12 protein-coding genes are annotated in these 17391 nt (G+C 58.9%); 1 reads left to right on the top strand and 11 read right to left on the bottom strand.

The genetic code is table 11. From position 1 onward, the window contains the following. Positions 1–2 precede the first annotated feature (2 nt). The 9 genes from AABB92_RS00690 to AABB92_RS00650 form a co-directional block, all read right to left on the bottom strand. On the bottom strand, positions 3–620 hold the full coding sequence (locus AABB92_RS00690) for a YfgM family protein (protein WP_031376482.1): 618 nt from the start codon (positions 618–620) through the stop codon (positions 3–5). A gap of 39 nt (positions 621–659) precedes the next feature. Then, positions 660–1934: a histidine--tRNA ligase gene (gene hisS, locus AABB92_RS00685; protein ID WP_031376483.1), complete on the bottom strand. Its 1275-nt coding sequence runs from the start codon at positions 1932–1934 to the stop codon at positions 660–662. 105 nt (positions 1935–2039) lie between these two features. Beyond that, a complete protein-coding gene (gene ispG, locus AABB92_RS00680) occupies positions 2040–3161 on the bottom strand; it encodes a flavodoxin-dependent (E)-4-hydroxy-3-methylbut-2-enyl-diphosphate synthase (RefSeq protein WP_046288173.1) in 1122 nt (373 codons plus the stop codon). A 37-nt stretch (positions 3162–3198) separates the two neighbouring features. Continuing rightward, on the bottom strand, positions 3199–4206 hold the full coding sequence (gene rodZ / locus AABB92_RS00675) for a cytoskeleton protein RodZ (protein ID WP_046288172.1): 1008 nt from the start codon (positions 4204–4206) through the stop codon (positions 3199–3201). Further along, complete coding sequence (gene pilW, locus AABB92_RS00670; RefSeq protein ID WP_031377787.1) at positions 4196–4930, bottom strand: type IV pilus biogenesis/stability protein PilW; 735 nt, start codon at positions 4928–4930, stop codon at positions 4196–4198. Before pilW ends, rodZ begins: the two co-directional genes overlap by 11 nt. Positions 4931–5010: 80 nt before the next feature. Continuing rightward, positions 5011–6180, bottom strand: a complete 1170-nt coding sequence (gene rlmN / locus AABB92_RS00665) for a dual-specificity RNA methyltransferase RlmN (RefSeq protein ID WP_031377788.1) — start codon at positions 6178–6180, stop codon at positions 5011–5013. 185 nt (positions 6181–6365) lie between these two features. After that, the gene (ndk, locus tag AABB92_RS00660) at positions 6366–6797 is read right to left on the bottom strand and encodes a nucleoside-diphosphate kinase (RefSeq protein ID WP_003848684.1); all 432 of its coding nucleotides are present in this window, start codon (positions 6795–6797) and stop codon (positions 6366–6368) included. 175 nt (positions 6798–6972) lie between these two features. After that, on the bottom strand, positions 6973–9294 hold the full coding sequence (pbpC, locus tag AABB92_RS00655; RefSeq protein ID WP_046288171.1) for a peptidoglycan glycosyltransferase PbpC: 2322 nt from the start codon (positions 9292–9294) through the stop codon (positions 6973–6975). Between the two features lie 12 nt (positions 9295–9306). Next, positions 9307–14199: an alpha-2-macroglobulin family protein gene (locus AABB92_RS00650; protein ID WP_046288170.1), complete on the bottom strand. Its 4893-nt coding sequence runs from the start codon at positions 14197–14199 to the stop codon at positions 9307–9309. 145 nt (positions 14200–14344) lie between these two features. Between AABB92_RS00650 and sseA the strand changes: the two genes are divergently transcribed. After that, entirely contained in the window at positions 14345–15187 is an 843-nt protein-coding gene (sseA, locus tag AABB92_RS00645) for a 3-mercaptopyruvate sulfurtransferase (RefSeq protein WP_046288169.1), read from the top strand. Between the two features lie 34 nt (positions 15188–15221). Here the strand turns inward: sseA and sseB are convergent, their stop codons facing one another. Further along, positions 15222–15986 carry an enhanced serine sensitivity protein SseB gene (gene sseB / locus AABB92_RS00640; protein WP_031376253.1) on the bottom strand — a complete coding sequence of 255 codons (765 nt, stop codon included), beginning with the start codon at positions 15984–15986 and terminating at the stop codon, positions 15222–15224. Positions 15987–16033: 47 nt separating this feature from the next. Next, positions 16034–17320, bottom strand: a complete 1287-nt coding sequence (pepB, locus tag AABB92_RS00635) for an aminopeptidase PepB (protein ID WP_031376254.1) — start codon at positions 17318–17320, stop codon at positions 16034–16036. Between the last annotated feature and the right edge of the window lie 71 nt (positions 17321–17391).

Raw genomic sequence — 17391 nt, 5'->3', positions numbered from 1 at the left:
GCTTAGCTTAAGTTATTCATCTTCATCTGCATCATTTGCTTCAATGCCGGAGAGGCGTCAGATTCAACCCCTTTGCTCCATGCATCGCGCGCGCCCTGCTTGTCGCCTTTGCTCAGCAGCGCTTCACCACGGATATCGGCCACAATGGCTGTCCAGCCATCACCCTTCACAGCGTCAAGGGTTTTAAGTGCCGCATCAGCGTGATTCTGTTGCAGTTGAATGCGTGCCAGGCGCAGGTTAATCACCGCCTGCAGGTTGGCATCTTTGGTATCTTTCAGGCCGTTTTGCAGCAGCGTCGCGGCTTTGTCCAGCTGGTTGGTATCAACATACTGTTTTGCCAGATCCATCGCGGCCAGTGCACCGTAGGTGTTGCTGTTTTCATTGGCAAAGGTGTTAACCGCTTCCAGCGTTTCTGGCTTGCCCGCCTGCATGGCGCTGGTGAGCTGCTGATACTGCGCCGATACTGATTTCGCCGCATCTTCCTGATGACTGGCCCAGTAACGCCAGCCGCCAAGCGCAGCAATGCCGATCACTACGCCAACCGCTAACGCTTTGCCGTTATTGGCAAAAAAGCGACGCAGCGCATCGGTCTGCTCGTTCTCATTGCTATACACTTCCACGCAATCCCTCTCCTTTCTATGGTTGGTGCTGCGCCACGCTTACTGCAACAGCGTGCGCAAAACAGCAGCAGCCTCTGCCTGAGCCAGCGTTTGCTGCTCGCCACGGCGTAGATCTTTAATCACGACCTGTCCGGCCTTCACTTCATCCTCGCCTAACACCAGCGCGACGCGAGCGCCCCACTTGTCAGCACGGGCAAACTGCTTTTTGAAGTTGCCGCCGCCGAAGTTAGTCATCAACCGCAGTTCTGGCGCTTCATCACGCAGTTTCTCCGCCAGTTGCATGGCTGCAGACTGCACGCCCTGACCCGAAGCGATTACATAGACATCCACATTGCTCGTCGGTTCAAAATCGGGATTCACCGCCTGAACCAGCAGCACCAGACGTTCCATGCCCATAGCAAAACCTACGGCTGGGGTTGCGCGTCCGCCGAGCTGTTCAACCAGGCCATCATAGCGTCCGCCACCGCACACCGTGCCCTGTGAACCGAGGCTGTCGGTCACCCACTCAATCACCGTGCGATTGTAGTAATCAAGCCCGCGCACCAGGCGCTGGTTGATGGTGTAGGCGATACCGGCGTCATCCAGCAGTGCGCACAGGCCGTTGAAATGCTCGCGTGATTCGTCATCAAGATAGTCGCCGAGTTGCGGCGCATCGTTCAGCAGTTGCTGAATATCAGGATTTTTACTGTCCAGCACTCGCATCGGGTTACTGTACATGCGGCGTTTGCAATCCTCATCCAGCACCTCTTTATGCTGCTCAAGGAAAGCCACCAGCGCATCGCGGTAGCGAGCACGGGCTTCAAGGGAGCCAATGGAGTTCAGTTCAAGGCGAACGTGATCGGCGATGCCCAACGCTTTCCACCAGCGCGCGTTCAGCATGATCAATTCAGCATCGATATCCGGGCCCTGCAGGCCAAACACTTCGACGCCCATCTGGTAAAACTGACGGTAGCGGCCCTTCTGTGGACGCTCATAGCGGAACATCGGGCCCATGTACCACAGCCGCTGTTCCTGGTTGTAGAGTAAACCGTGTTCGATACCGGCTCGCACACAGCCTGCGGTTCCTTCCGGACGCAGCGTCAGGCTTTCGCCGTTGCGGTCCTCAAAGGTGTACATCTCTTTTTCAACCACATCGGTGACTTCACCGATGGCGCGTTTAAACAGCGGGGTCTGCTCCACCAGCGGTAAGCGAATTTCGCTGTAACCGTAGCTCGCCAGCGTCTGCTTGAGAACGCCTTCAATCCGTTGCCAGATGGCGGTATCCGCAGGCAGGTAATCGTTCATCCCGCGAATCGCCTGAATATTCTTCGCCACGTTAGAATCTCTTAATGCAAAAAAACCTGTCCGGCATCATACCTTATGAGGATGAAACCGCACAGGTTCAGTCAAAAAAGTCACGCACGCAGGCCGCGCACGCCATTATTTTTCCAGATGCTGCACATCAATACGGCGCGTGGCATCAAGCATCGATGCTTTGGCACGAATACGCGCTTCCAGCTGATCGATCATATCGTTGTTGTCGAGACGATCGCGCTGACGCACGCCATCTTCGTAGAAGCCACTTTTCTTGTTGCCGCCGGTGACGCCCAGCGTAGAGATGGTCGCTTCGCCCGGTCCGTTAACCACACAGCCGATAATGGAGACATCCATCGGCGTGATGATATCTTCCAGACGCTGTTCCAGCGCATTAACAGTGCCGATTACGTCAAACTCCTGACGTGAACAGGTAGGACAGGCGATGAAGTTGATGCCACGCGAACGAATGCGCAGTGACTTCAGAATATCAAAACCGACCTTCACTTCTTCGATCGGATCGGCCGCCAGCGAGATACGCAGCGTGTCACCAATCCCTTCGGACAGCAGTAAACCGAGCCCAATGGCGGATTTTACCGCACCGGCTCGCGCCCCGCCCGCTTCGGTAATACCGAGGTGCAGCGGCTGCTCAATCTGCTTCGCCAGCAGACGATACGATTCGACCGCCAGGAAGACGTCCGACGCTTTTACGCTGACTTTGAACTGATCAAAGTTAAGGCGATCGAGGTGATCGACATGGCGCATCGCCGACTCAAGCAGTGCCTGTGGCGTCGGCTCGCCATATTTTTCCTGCAGATCTTTTTCCAGCGAACCGGCGTTTACGCCGATCCGGATCGGAATATTGTTGTCGCGTGCGCAGTCGACCACCATGCGGATACGCTCGTTATTGCCGATGTTGCCGGGATTAATCCGCAGGCAATCAACGCCATATTCGGCCACTTTCAACGCGATGCGGTAGTCAAAATGGATATCGGCCACCAGCGGGACGTTCACCTGCTGTTTAATCAGTCTGAATGCTTCTGCTGCATCCATCGTCGGCACCGAGATGCGGACGATATCGACACCGACGCGCTCAAGGGCTTTGATCTGATTTACCGTCGCCGCCACGTCTGTGGTGCGGGTGTTCGTCATCGACTGAACAGCGATTGGCGCGCCGTCACCGACTGGCACCTTGCCGACGTAAATGCGTTTGGATTTACGGCGGATAATGGGTGCTTCGTTATGCATATTTCTTCTCCACAATTGCCCGGTACGCGATACGCTGTTATTGCGCACCCAACGTCAGGCGAGCAACCTGGTTATTACGGATAAAACGACTTAAATCAACGGGCTGATTCTGATATTGCACCTGAACCGCGGAAGGAGCGCCAATTTTCAGACGATACGGAGCGGTTCCTGCGAGACTGAGTTTACCACCGCTGCGCTGCAAGCCGCTGAACAGTTTTTTACCGGTTGCATCGCTAACTTCCAGCCAGCAGTCGGCATTAAAGGTCATCACCACCGCGTTTGGATCGCCAGCGGGTTCACTGACCGCTGCTGCGCCGACCGGCATCTGCGGTGCGGTGCTGGCCGCCGGAGCGGCCGCGCTGGTGTCTACCGGTGCCTGGCTGGGCGATACCACCGCATTACTGGTGTTGTCTGACTGAGCAGCAGGCGCGGTATTGCTGGCACTGGCGGCCGGGGCCGTCGTGGCTGGCGTGCTGGTGCCGGCAGCGCTGTTATCTGCTGCTGGCGGGGTGTTGCTTTCATCCGGCGCAGCCGGGGCGGTGCTGTCACCGCTCGACTCCCCCAGCGGAATAGACTGACCGTCACCGCTGCTGCCATTCTGATCGGCCATCGACACCAGATCGTCCTGCGAGGCTTTGTGATTCTGCCACCACCAGGCACCCGTCAGACCGACCACCACAAACAGCACCAGCCAGGTGAAAATCATCAACCAGCCGTCACGCTTTTTGCGGCGCTTACCCAGCGAGAAACTTTGCATCGGTTCTATTTTTGCAGCACGAACCGGCGTCTGTTTCGCCATCATTGGCAGCAATTCCTCTTCAGGAATATGCACCAGTCGCGCGTAGGAGCGAATGTAGCCGCGCAGGAAAGTAGAGGCCAAATCAGCAGGCGATTTGTCTTCTTCAATGTCACGCACGGTAGAAAGTTTCAGACACAGGCGTTCAGCGACGTTCTGCTGCGTCAGTCCCAGCTGCTCACGGGCCAGACGCAGGCGTTCACCTGTTGAATGTACTGCAGAATTCTCTTGAGTGGCTTCAGTATTCATTAGCTAAATAACGCTGGTACTGTATCGATTGCGGAAAACGTCGCGCTAACCGGTCGCCATAACGTGAAACGTCAGCGGCATTTCCCTGTAGCGCGGCGAAACGTAAGTGTAACGCCAGACTGCGTGCCGTTTCGGGCCGCTGTTGCTGGTATATATCGAGCAAAATCTGCGCGTTAGCCAGTTGATTATCGGCCATCAGCTTTTCAGCTTCAGCCAGCACTGCCCCGGCTTTGCGATCGTCCGTCTCAATGGCCTGCCGCAATTCACGGCGCGCGGCGGCAAAATCGCCTGCCTGCAGATAACAAAATCCCGCCAGTTCAAGCGCATCGATCCGGGCGTCAATCTGCTGCGCATCACCTGCCCGACTAAACTGTTGATGCGCTTCGCCATACTGCCTTAAAGCGCAAAGAAACGCACCGTAATTGTTAGCGACAAAACCATTCAACGGCGCCTGCTGCTGCGCCAGTTGATAGTGGGCCCGCGCTGCCGCGCGGTTACCCCGCTTCTGTGCCAGTCGGGCCAGTGCCAGCGAGACCCGATAATCATCCGGTGCCGCCGCCTGCGCCCGCAGGAAATTGCGCTCTGCTGCCGCCTCATCGCCGCCCGCCAGATAGTGCATCCCTAACTGTAGACGCAGTTCCGACGCGCCGGGTGACTGCGTCTGGCTGACACACCCGCTTACAACAAACAGGGCCAGTAAAATCCCCGGTAATCCCTTACTCATCATCGTTTCCATCCGGTTGACGTTAGCAGCGTACAGCCTGCCACGCGCGTCACCCTCAGGAAACGTTAACGGTCAGCCTTTCAGAGCGCTTTCACAGATATCGCTTCACCGGCCATCTTTTTGCGCAGGGTACGTTTGGTACGGTCGATAACTTCACCTGCCAGCTGACCGCAGGCGGCATCAATATCGTCGCCACGGGTTTTACGCACGATAGTGGTGAAACCGTAGTCCATCAGCACTTTAGAGAAGCGATCGATGCGGCTGTTAGAGCTGCGGCCGTACGGTGCGCCCGGGAAGGGGTTCCACGGAATCAGGTTGATTTTGCACGGCGTATCTTTCAGTAATGCGGCAAGCTCATGCGCATCGTCAGTGCTGTCATTGACATGATCCAGCAACACGTACTCGATGGTGACGCGACCCTGGTTGGCATTCGACTTACCAATGTAGCGTTTCACCGCCGCCAGGAAGGTTTCGATATTGTATTTTTTGTTGATCGGGACGATGTCGTCACGCAACTTGTCGTTCGGCGCGTGCAGCGAGATCGCCAGCGCGACGTCAATCATATCGCCCAGTTTGTCGAGCGCAGGCACAACGCCAGAGGTCGAAAGGGTCACACGACGCTTCGATAAACCGAAACCGAAGTCATCCAGCATGATCTCCATGGCGGGCACCACGTTATTTAGGTTGAGCAGTGGCTCACCCATGCCCATCATCACCACGTTGGTGATGGGACGCTGGCCGGTGATTTTGGCCGCGCCGACAATTTTCGCCGCGCGCCATACCTGACCAATAATCTCTGAAACCCGCAGGTTACGGTTAAAGCCCTGCTGAGCGGTCGAACAGAATTTACACTCCAGCGCACAGCCCACCTGTGAAGAGACGCACAGCGTGGCGCGGTCGCCTTCCGGGATGTAGACGGTTTCCACCAGCTGATCGCCAACGCGGATCGCCCATTTAATGGTGCCATCGGTGGAGCGCATCTCTTCCGCCACTTCCGGGGCGCGGATTTCCGTCAGCTCCATCAGCCGGGTACGCAGCTTTTTGTTGATGTCGGTCATCTGCTCGAAGTCATCGCAGCAGTAGTGATAGATCCACTTCATGACCTGGTCAGCGCGGAACGGCTTTTCGCCGAGCGACAGGAAGAATTCGCGCATCTGCTGACGGTTGAGATCCAGCAGGTTAATTTTTTGGCTCTTGGGGGAAACAACAATCGGGGATGCGGACGCGGACGTCACAATCTGTTCGGACATAATGTTCTCTGGCCTCGTTGTTACACGTTATGGCGCTGTTCATGAATAGGTAAAAAAATGCGCCTTCATCAAGCGGAGTTAATGAAGGCGCAATATTGTACAACATCTGCGGCCTGATAACAGGCGGGAGTCGCCTCCCTCAGGCAGATTTTTGTAAAGCCAGCCGGTGGTTTATCGCCAGGCGATTAACGGGTACGCGGGCAGATTTCGTTTTCGCCGAAGAAGTAGGCGATTTCACGGGCAGCAGATTCTGCAGAATCTGAACCGTGGGTCGCGTTCTCGGTGAAGCTGTCAGCGTAGTCAGCACGCAGGGTGCCGGCCAGTGCGTTTGCCGGATTAGTCGCACCCATCAGGTCACGGTGACGCTGAACGGCGTTTTCGCCTTCCAGTACAGAAACCACTACCGGACCAGAGGTCATGAATTCAACCAGACCGTCGAAGAATGGCTTGCCCTGATGTTCAGCGTAGAAACCTTCAGCCTGCTCTTTGCTCAGCTGCAGCATTTTTGCGCCAACGATTTTGAAGCCTGCGCTTTCAAAACGGTTGTAGATGGCACCGATCACGTTTTTAGCGACGGCGTTTGGCTTGATGATAGAAAAAGTACGTTCGATTGCCATGATGACCTCTGTCTTGACGTCCTGAAGAAACCGGGGGCGCACGCCCCGGCTAAGAAACGGCGCCGATTATAGGGGCAGAGCCTGGCGTTGCCTATCAGAGATCCGCAATTTATTGAAAAATCTTGATCTGAATCGAAGCAAAGCGGGCGCAACTCTGATTTAGCGTAAAAAAGCATCACAGGCGGCTGAAGGTGACGGTGGCCAGTTGACCCGCTTCATCCATCACCACCAGCTGATAGTCGCCCGGACGATCGAGATGCAGCGACAGCGTGCCGTTCTGGCCTGGCTGTGGCTGACCGTTGAGAAACCACCAGCGCGCGGTGCCTTGTCCACCCTGCACCGCCACCGGCAGTACCAGGACCGGATTGCCCGGCAGCGGCTGCACCCGCTGTCCGTCAATCACGCCGGTAACGATCAGCGGTGCGCTGCTGCCCTGCTCCAACGGCGGACAGTGCGGATCGATTGGCGGTAAGCGCTGCGCCCGTTGTTCCTGCGGCGGCAGCCAGGCCTCCAGCGGCAGCGGCCACATCAGGCGTTCACGGCTGCTGGCCTGTGGGCAATCCGCCGCCACCCGCAATCCCCGGTCGTTTTGCCAGTAGCGTAACCGCAAGCCGCTGAGGCTCTCCTGCCCGGCGGCCAGCAGCGTGGGCGGCAGCGTGTCGTTGAGCACCCAGCTCTGCCGCCGCTGCCGGCAATTCTGATCGCCCACCGGCAGTGGCTGGCCGCCAGGCCAGCAGATAGCGGCAACCGTTACCGAGGCTGGACGCGGATCGGCAGGCCATTCCTGCCCGGCTAAGCGGCTCATCAGGATGCTGTTAATCTGATTCATCACCGGTACCGCCGAGGCCACGCCTGACTGACCGGCCACCGGCGTCGCATCCGGTCGTCCGACCCAGACGCCAATCAGGTAGCGCGGATTCACTGCAACCGCCCAGGCATCGCGGTAGCCGTAGCTGGTGCCGGTTTTCCACGCCAGCGGAACCACCGCCGGTTCGCTGCCGTTAGCCGCTGGCTGCGCCTCGCCTGCCAGAATGCGGCGGATAATCCATGCCGCGCCAGGCGACAGTAGCGGTCGCTGCTGCAACGGCTGATCGGGCATCCAGCGCAGCTGACCGGCGTTGCCGTGACGGGCAAAGGCACTGTAAGCCGCTACCACTTCGTCCATTCTCGCCCCGGAGCCCCCGAGGATCAGCGACAGATTAGGCCCCGAACCGGCTGGAAAACGTAAATTGAGCCCGACATTACGCAGACGGGCCGCCACATTTTTGGGTCCCAGCGCCTCCAGTAGCTGAACGGCAGGCAGGTTAAGTGAGCGCACTAACGCCTCGCTGGCGCTGACCGGGCCATGAAAACCGCTGTCGAAATTACCCGGCCGGTAGTCGCCGACGCGACGCGGTACATCCTGCAACAGTGATTCTGCATGGATCAGGCCATCATCGAGCGCCATGCCATAGACAAAGGGTTTTAACACCGAGCCGGGCGACCGCACGCTGGCGATCATATCCACCTGACCATAGCGGCTGTCATCGCCAAAGTCGGCGGAACCGACATATCCCTGTACCGCCATGGTGGTGTGATCGACTACCAGTACCGCCAGCGAGGTGCGCGGTGGAAGCTGGCTTTTAATGTTCAGCGCCATGCTTTCCAGCTGACGCTGCAACGACGGATCGAGGGTCGAGACAATCTTTTCACGGTCGCTGATCGACAGCAGACGCCGGGCCAGTAAGGGCGCCATCTGTGGCATCTGTCGCGGCGGAAGCCAGACCGGCTCCTGACGGATTTCAGCCACCTGCTGAGGCGACCAGACGCGGTACTGCGCCAGCCGATCCAGCACTTTGTTGCGGGCAGCTTCGGCCCGCGCCGGCCAGCGATCCGGCCGTAACCGGCTGGGAGCCTGTGGCAACACCGCCAGCAAGGCGGCCTCGCCGCGGGTCAGCTCAGCGGGCGATTTGCCCAGCCAGCTCCAGCTTGCGGCGCCGACGCCTTCCAGCGTGCCGCCAAAAGGTGCCCGGTTGAGGTAGAGAGTCAGGATATCGCGTTTGGAAAGGTGCCACTCCAACTGCAGCGCACGCCAGGCCTGAATCAGCTTGCCCTTTAGCGTCCGCGGCTGGGGGTCAATAAGCCGTGCCACCTGCATAGTTAAGGTGCTGCCACCGGAAATCACGCTACGGTGCCGCAGATCCTGCCAGGCGGCGCGCAGCAGGGCCAGCGGATTGACGCCAGGGTGATACCAGAACCAGCGATCTTCGTAAGTCAGTAATGCCTGCAGGTAAGCGGGCGAAACCTCTTCTGGCGTGACCGGATAGCGCCAGATCCCCTGACGATCGGCGAAGCGCCACAGCGGCGTACCGTCGGCGGCCACCACCACGCGCGCTGGCTGTGGTTGCTTAAGCGGTAACGGAGAGAGCCGATCCAGCCCCCACAGAGCCAGCAGCAACATCAGTAAAAAAAGCGGCAGCGCCAGCCACCGCTTTTTAGCCGTTCGGATGTTCAACACCCTGCCATCCGCTTACCGGACATTCATCGGCGGCGGCGTACTGCCGATGGCGTGCCACTCAGGAACATACATCGATTCCACCTGCGGCGGTGGCATCCGGTAAGTGCCTGGCGTGACGGCCCGCGCCAGATAGATCAGCGTCGCAGGACGATAGCTATCAACAGCCAGCGCGGCGACAAAGCGATCGTCACGGAACTCAATATGCCGGAGGTTAACCTGCTGCATATCCATCATGCTCTCTTTTAACGCATCCGTGCTGTCACCCAGGCTGGCGCTGCTGTCGGCCAGATTCTGATTTTCCAGCTCCAGTCCGGCAGGCAGTAAATCCACCACCAGCGCATCGCTGATGTCGCGTCTGGCTGAAACGGTCAGACGTACCACCAGCAGCTCACCGCTGCGCAGTTGGCTGAGATCGGCAGCTTTGCCGTCGAGGGTGAAGTACTCCCGTTTGATCGCCAGCTGCTGGCTGACCGGCGCTGGCGGGCTCAGCGGATACCCCACCACGTTCAGGTTGCCATACAGGGCCGCCGGGCCCGGATTACTTATCGTCACGCCCTGCGTCAGCTGCTGAGCATCCAGTCCGCTGTTTAACGGCGCATGGCCGGTTACCGGTTGCGGCTTGCCCACGATGTTCGCCTGCCAGCTCTGACCCTGAGCCGTTTGCAAGGTGCGCGCAGCCAGATAGAGCGCGTTATTCTCCTGCGTCGAGAACCCGCGTTTACCATTAAGCTCTTTCGACAGCGACAGCAGCAGGCTGTTTTGCAGATCCGGCTGTAGCTGGTTTTCCGCTAACAGCGCAATCATCATGCCCTGATCGCGTACCGTGCTGCCGTAGTCTCCGATCCAGCTATCGTCAGGGCGCGTCAGGCTGGCAGCCTGCACCATCGCCAGCTGCGACCGCTGCGCATCCCCCATCAGCTTCAGCGCCACCCCGAGCTGCATCAGCGCCAGCCCCGATCGGCTCTGATCACGCTTTTCATATAGCGCTCGCAGAGCACCCAGCGGCGCGCGCTGCTGCCGCGCCAGTACCAGGCCGGCGTAGGCCTGCACGCTGAAGCGCAATGCGTCAGGCTGGTTACTGCCGCTGGCAGTGATCTGCGCCGGGTCCTGTAAGTAGCGCAGCAGCCGGGCATTGGCACGGGCGATCAGGTCGTCAGGCAACGCATAACCCGCCTCGCTGGCACGCAGCAGAAAATCGGTCACGTAAGCGGTTAACCAGAACTCCTCTTCGCTCTGTTTACCCCATAAACCGAAGCTGCCGTCCGCGCGCTGCATGCCTGCCAGCCGGGCGATGCCGGTATCCACCGCCGCCCGCCGCGCCTCATCAGTGCTGGTTTTAATTCCCATCGCACTGAGCTGCGCCTGGCTGGTGTAGAGCGAAGGCCACAGGCCGCTGGCGGTCTGCTCCAGACAACCGTAAGGATAGGCATACAGCGCGCTGATATAGCTGGCGAGATTTAACGGCGGCCGATTACTCAGCGTCAGTTGCCCGGTCAGCGTCTGGCTGTCGAGACCGGTAAACGCCGCGGCCGCCACCTGCCACGGCCGATCGGGGGTAATCACCGCATCAAAATTGAGGGTCTGGGCAGGATAAGGCGGCCTGACGCCGATCTTCCACTGCTGTTTGCTGGGCCGCAGCTGCTCGCCAGGCAGATTCAGTCCGCTGATCTGCACCGCGACCTCACCGTCGCCAAAACCGTTTTTCGCCGTCACCGGTATCTGCAGGGTAGTGCGAGCGCCTTTTGCCAGACTGATAGTCTGACTGGCGGCCCCCGTCAGTCCGATCAGGCCACTGGCTGCCACATCCACTTTCAGAGTCTGTGGCAGATCGGTCAGGTTGGTAACGTCCAGCGCCAGGGAGGCCTGGTCGCCGCTGGCAAGAAAGCGCGGTGTCGCCAGTTCACTGACCAGCGGCGCTGCCACCACCACTTTGCGCTCTGCAACGCCGAAGCTGTCGTCACTCCAGGCCTGCGCCATCAGTCGCAGCTCACCGTTAAACGCCGGGATCGGCAGCGTAAGGGTACCTTTGCCCTCTTTATCCAGCGTCACAACCTGTAATTGCTGCGCCACAATATTGACGTGGGTAAGCGGCTTTTTACCGCCGCGTGTATTGGAAGGATCTTCGCCATCACCGCCAAAGCGCAGCGTCGCCAGTCGCCCCCCGCCCTCAATCAGCTGGCCGAACACGTCATACTGATCGACGTTATAGCGTTTACGACCGAAAAACGCCTGCCACGGGTCGGGCGTCTGGTAATCGGTCACGCTCAGCACGCCACTGTCGACCGTCGACAGCAGCACCTGCACCTTCTCAGGCAGGGGGCCGCCATCGCGGCTGGCCTGCACTTTCACCGTCAGGTTCTGCTCAGGCCGGAGGGTGGCGGGCGTATCCAGCGTCAGATTGAGTCGCCGCGCCTCGGTCGCCATTGGCAGATGCAGCAGTCCGACCGCGCGTTTTGGCGTCGCCCCGCTGACCTTATCGCCGTCGCGCACCACGATGGCACTAAAGTAGAGATCGTGACGCTGCCAGCTGTCGGCAATCGGCACGTCAACCTGGGTGCCACCCTGTGGCACGGTTAACGGCTGCCACCACAGCGTACCGCTGCTCGACTCCACCATCAGATAGCCTTTACCGGCTGTCGGAGACTCCACCTGCAGATGCACCGTTTCGCCAGGCTGATACGCCGCTTTATCCAGCTTCAGTTTTACCTGATCCGGGCGCAGTGCCCCGGTGCCATTGGTATTATCCTGCCAGTCATAACCCGCCTGAAAACGTACGCTGCTGACGATCTTTTCGCCCGCCTGCACCTCAAGCCGGTAACTGCCCCACTCGACCGGGAAGCCCACCTTGCTGCCGCCGCCCGCCGGCAGAGTGATCACGCGTTCATCTTCCTGCAGGTCTTTGGCATCGTAACGCGACTGCCAGCCTTCGCTGTCAGAAAAGCTCCAGTAGTAATCGCGCCGTTCGCGGATTAATCGCACCACCAGTTTGTCAGCCGCCAGCTTTACGCCCTGGCTGTTGGCATAAACGAGGTCAAACTCTGCCAGGCTGTTTTCCGGCACGGTAGGCTCGTCGTGATAGCTGTCACTGCGGTAGTCATACACCGCTTTACTGGCAAACAGCGGACGAATACCGGGCAGTGCCTCGGCTGACCAGATGGCGGTCGTGGCACGGCGGGTAACCGGCCGCCCACCGGTTTCCAGCAGGCTGGCCTGCAGAATCAGATTGAGCGGTGAATGCAATTGATCCCACTGATTATCGACCGTGAGCCGGGCCTTGCCGTTGGCATCCAGCTTCAGATCGACTTCATCCAGCGTGCGCCTGAGGCCCTGCTCGGTGATATCACCAAACTGGTAACCCGGCAGAGCAGCGACCGCCTCCCGCGCCGGGCGCAGATAAAGCTCACCCTGCAACGCGTTACCGGCTGCCGGGGCGCCATACAGGTAGCGGCCCTCAATATCGAAGGCGATATCAGCATCGGCAGGTTGCGGCTGAGGATCGGTTTTCAGGGTCAACGCCATGCGTTCCGGCAGAAAATCCTCGACGTGGAACGTCCATTGCCGCTTCAGGTTGTCACCGGTATTCAGCCGCAGCTGCCAGTCACCGGTCATCGACGCGTCGGGCAGCGTGAACCGCTGCTGATAAAAACCGTCCTGCGGCTGCCAGACAAAGGTACGCATCACCTGACCATCGGGCTGGACCAGCTCGGCTTTCACCGGCTGGGCCGGCAGCGGTTTGCCGTCGGCATCCCGTAATAGCGCATTGACGATCACCGTTTCGCCCGGGCGATAGATATCCCGTGGACCAAACACAAACAGCTGTTTGTCATAGCCCTGCGGCCCGGTCACCGGAAACTCGGCCAGATCCAGTGCCGGACGCGCCAGATCGATCAGCGAGGTCTGCTCGCCCTGCATCGCCAGCAGTAACCGGCCCTTCTCATCCGCCTTCAGGCGCAGATGCCCGTTGCTGTCGCTGGTGCCGCTTTGCAGTACCTGGCCTTTTTCGTTCAGCAGCCTGACGCTGACGTCAGCAAGCGGCTTGCCGTTTTCCAGGCTCTGGGCGAACAGTTCAAGCTGCGTGGGAAAGCGATGCAGTGACAGTCCAATATCGCTCAGGGTAAACAGCGTGGCAGGCATGCTGTAGTGATAGGTGCCCGCCTGTTTCATCACCGCCAGATAGACGCCCGGCTGCTGCAGCGGGGTAATATCCTGTAGCGGCAACTGCAGCTTTTCACGGGTATTACGTGCCGGGTTGAGTTCAAAACGTCCGCTATAAACCAGCTGACTGCTTTTCAGTAACGACTGAGATTGCCAGCTTGAGAGGTTATTGCCGTCATTCCATTCGGCAAGAAACGCCGCCAGACCGGCATTTTTTATCCGGAAAAAATCCACATCCACCTGGTCGATATTCAGCGCCAGCACCGGTAATCCCTGAGTGAGACGCAGCGGCAGCAGCGAGCCACGGCTGGCAAAACCGACCATCGGTTCGATATCACGGGTAGTGATTTTTTTGCTGAAGCCGGCCGCCAGCGTCTCTCCGCTGGCCGCACGCAATCCCGCTTCTACCGTAACGGTAAACTGACGCGACGGCTGGGGATGGCGAAAGCGCAGCGCTTTGCGGTTGTCAGACAGCTCCCAGCCACCGTCAACCTGACCCAGTTTATCGTCGGTCAGCCTGACTTTTTGCGTCAGATCCTGTTTATCATCCAGCGGCTGATTAAAGGTTAAGACCAGCGCGGCGGCGCCATCAAGCTGAAGCTCAGAGAGGTCGAGGAGAGTCAGCGGTTTGCTGACCTGCGTGGCAGTCGTTTCCGCTGCGCTGACAGTGAAAACCGGCACGGCTGCCGTCGCCAGCAGCGAGCCGCCGATCAGCAGGCCGATCAGCAGTCGGTTAATGCGTTTTTTCATGGTAAATCCTTCACCGGGCCCCAGGGGAGTTGTTTTATAACGCTGCGCAATTTCATCTCAATGCTCGCATTTAATCAACGCTTCTCTTGAGATGGCGCCCGCATTGCCCGACACTGACAGCACAGATAACTGAGATGAGGTTGTTATGACGACGCCACTGTTTGTGTCCGCTGACTGGTTACAGGAACACTATCATGATGAGAACCTGCAGGTGCTGGATAGCCGGATGCTGCCGCCTGGTCAGGAAGCGGTCCGGGATGTGAATGCCGAATATCTGGCTGGCCATCTGCCTGATGCACCGTTTTTCAATATTGAAGAACTGTCGGATCACACCAGCCCTTACCCGCACATGCTGTCGCGCCCCGAGCGTTTTGCCGTGGCGATGCGTGAACTGGGTATCAGCAGCGACAAACATCTGGTGGTCTATGACGAGGGGAATCTGTTCTCGGCCCCACGCGCCTGGTGGATGCTGCGCCTGTATGGCGCTGCCCAGGTGTCGATTCTGGCTGGCGGCCTGCAGGGCTGGAAAGCGGCCGGTTTTGCCCTTGAGAGCGGCCCGGTGTCACTGGCGGAAGGTGAGTTTGAGGCCAGCTATGATGAAAGCCAGGTCCGTCGGCTCAATGACGTGCTGCTGATCAGTCATGAAGGCGGCGCACAGCTGGTGGATGCGCGCGCGGCAAACCGTTTTAACGCCGAAGTGGATGAACCGCGTCCTGGTCTGCTGCGCGGCCACGTTCCAAATAGCCTGAACGTGCCATGGAATAGCCTGGTGGTGAATGGCGAACTGAAACCGCTGGCTGAACTGCGCGATCTGTTTGCCCGTGCCGGGGTTGAACTGGACAAACCGGTGGTGGCCAGCTGTGGTTCGGGCGTTACGGCAGCCGTGGTGATTCTGGCGCTGACCGCGCTGGGCGCACGTCAGACCGCCATCTACGACGGTTCGTGGAGCGAATGGGGTAGCCGCGACGATCTGCCGATTGCGAAATAAAAAAAAGAGCGGCCACTGCGCCGCTCTTTTTTCATCAGATGATGCGTTCGCTGCCTTTGAAGTCGCGCAGGAAACTGCCCCAGCGACGTTCATAGAACGGGGTAATATGTGCGGTGAAGAAATGGCTGATGCCACGATCCTCCACCGTCACTTCGCATAAGTCGACCGGCGCATCGTCCGGCAGCGTATCCATCGCCACGCTGCCCGCCGCCTGAATAATCGCTTCAATATCGCTGTCCGCTTCAATACCAATCAGCAGATTCGGCGCTTCATCGGCCCGTTCACGGATGCTGGCGATAAACGCGCGGCGCACCTGTTTATATTTGCTGAATAGCTGGGTCAGCGAATCAACCATCTGCGCTGGCGGTTCCGCCACTTCAGATAACAGCAGCGACTGCCCGCCTTCCAGCACCGTTTGCTGACTCAGGGCGCTGCCCTCTTCCGCCAGCAGATGAGTGATTTCGGCAGGCGAGAACTCTTTGCCGGTCGGTAATTTAGGATTGAGAAACAGCGTTTCGCCGCGGGTCATTTCAAACAGCGTGCGCACCGGCAGACGCAGATAAGCCTGCTCGCTGCTGACCGCGTCACTCATCGCCTGTTCTGAACTGAAAAACGGAATGATGCTGCTGCCATCCTCTTTTTCCCAGTGCTGCAGATCCACCGGCGTACTGGCATCAAGTTGCTGTGCCGTGCTTTCGCCCGGCACCCAGACGTCTGATTCCAGCAGCAGTTGAAAAAATTCGGGCCGGTGAGCGGGCTCGGTAGCGGCCAGCTTCAGCACCTCTTCAAGACGGTTCATATTCACTCTCTAAATACGCGGCAGCACCCGCCACCGCTGAATAGCACTTATTTCAGTAACAGGTTAGCCAGCGTCCGCACGCCGAGGCCGGTAGCACCGGCAGCCCACTGATCGACCGCGCTTTTGCGGTAGGTCGCAGAACAGTCGATATGCAGCCAGCCCTGCTGGTAGTTGCTGACGAAATAAGAGAGGAACGCCGCCGCGCTGCTGGCACCGGCCGCATGCGCCGGACTGGCAATGTTATTGAGATCGGCAAAGTTAGACGGCAGATGGCTGCGATGGAACTCGGCCAGCGGCAGACGCCAGAACGGCTCGTTCTCGCTGACTGCGCTGCCCATCAGCGACTGCGCCAGTACCTCATCAAAGGTGAACAGTGCGTGGTAATCATTGCCCAGCGCGGTTTTGGCTGCGCCGGTCAGGGTGGCAGCATCGATCAGCAGCGTCGGTTGCTGCTCGCTGGCGTCGATTAAGCCATCAGCCAGCACCAGTCGACCTTCGGCGTCGGTGTTCATCACTTCCACCGATTTGCCATTGCGATAGCGAATGATATCGCCCAGTTTAAAGGCGTTGCTGCTGACCATATTGTCGGCGCAGCAGAGGTAAAGCTTCACGCGTTTGTTGAGACCGCGGGCAATCGCCATCGCCAGCGCGCCCGTCACGGTGGCCGCGCCGCCCATGTCAGACTTCATTGAGTCCATGAAGCTGCTCTGCTTCATGCTGTAGCCGCCGGTGTCGAAGGTAATGCCTTTGCCGACCAGACAGGCGTACACCGGCGCGTTGTCGTCACCGGTCGGATTGAAGTCGAGCGCCAGCAGCACCGGCGGACGGCTGGAGCCGCGTCCTACCGTATGCAGGCCCATGTAGCCCTGCACCCGCAGATCGTCACCTTTGGTGATGCGATAGCTGACAGCACTGCCGCCAACTTCACTGATCAGATCGATGGCGGTGTGCGCCAGCTGCTCCGGTCCCAGCTCTTCGGCTGGCAGGTTGATGGTGTTGCGTACCCAGTCGATAATTTTCAGCCGGCGATCAAATTCTGCCTGCTCGTGCTCGCCCAGCGTCGGCCAGTCAACCTGACGCTGCCCTTTCGGACTGCGGTAGCCCTGCCAGAACGCCCAGCATTGTTCAAGGTGCCAGCCTTCGCCGGTCAGCGCCACATGGCGGATCCCCTGGCTATCCAGTTTGCGACCGGCACGCTGAATGGTCATCAGCGCATCCGCGCCGGTCAGGTGCAGCGTCATGCCGCTGTCGTTGCTGCTCAGAATGGCTTTTTCGCCCCAGCGCGCATCGGCGGGCTGGCTGCTAAGAGTGATGTTCATCGGTTGTGTGGTCATCGCGAAGCTCCATAGACGTTATTCGTTTCATCCAGCCTGATTGTTAAAGTGGCTTTAATAAGATGTTAAAT

This window comes from Pantoea brenneri, from assembly GCF_038594305.1.
GTDB lineage: Bacteria > Pseudomonadota > Gammaproteobacteria > Enterobacterales > Enterobacteriaceae > Pantoea > Pantoea brenneri.
This window is presented reverse-complemented; position numbering and strand designations above follow the sequence as displayed.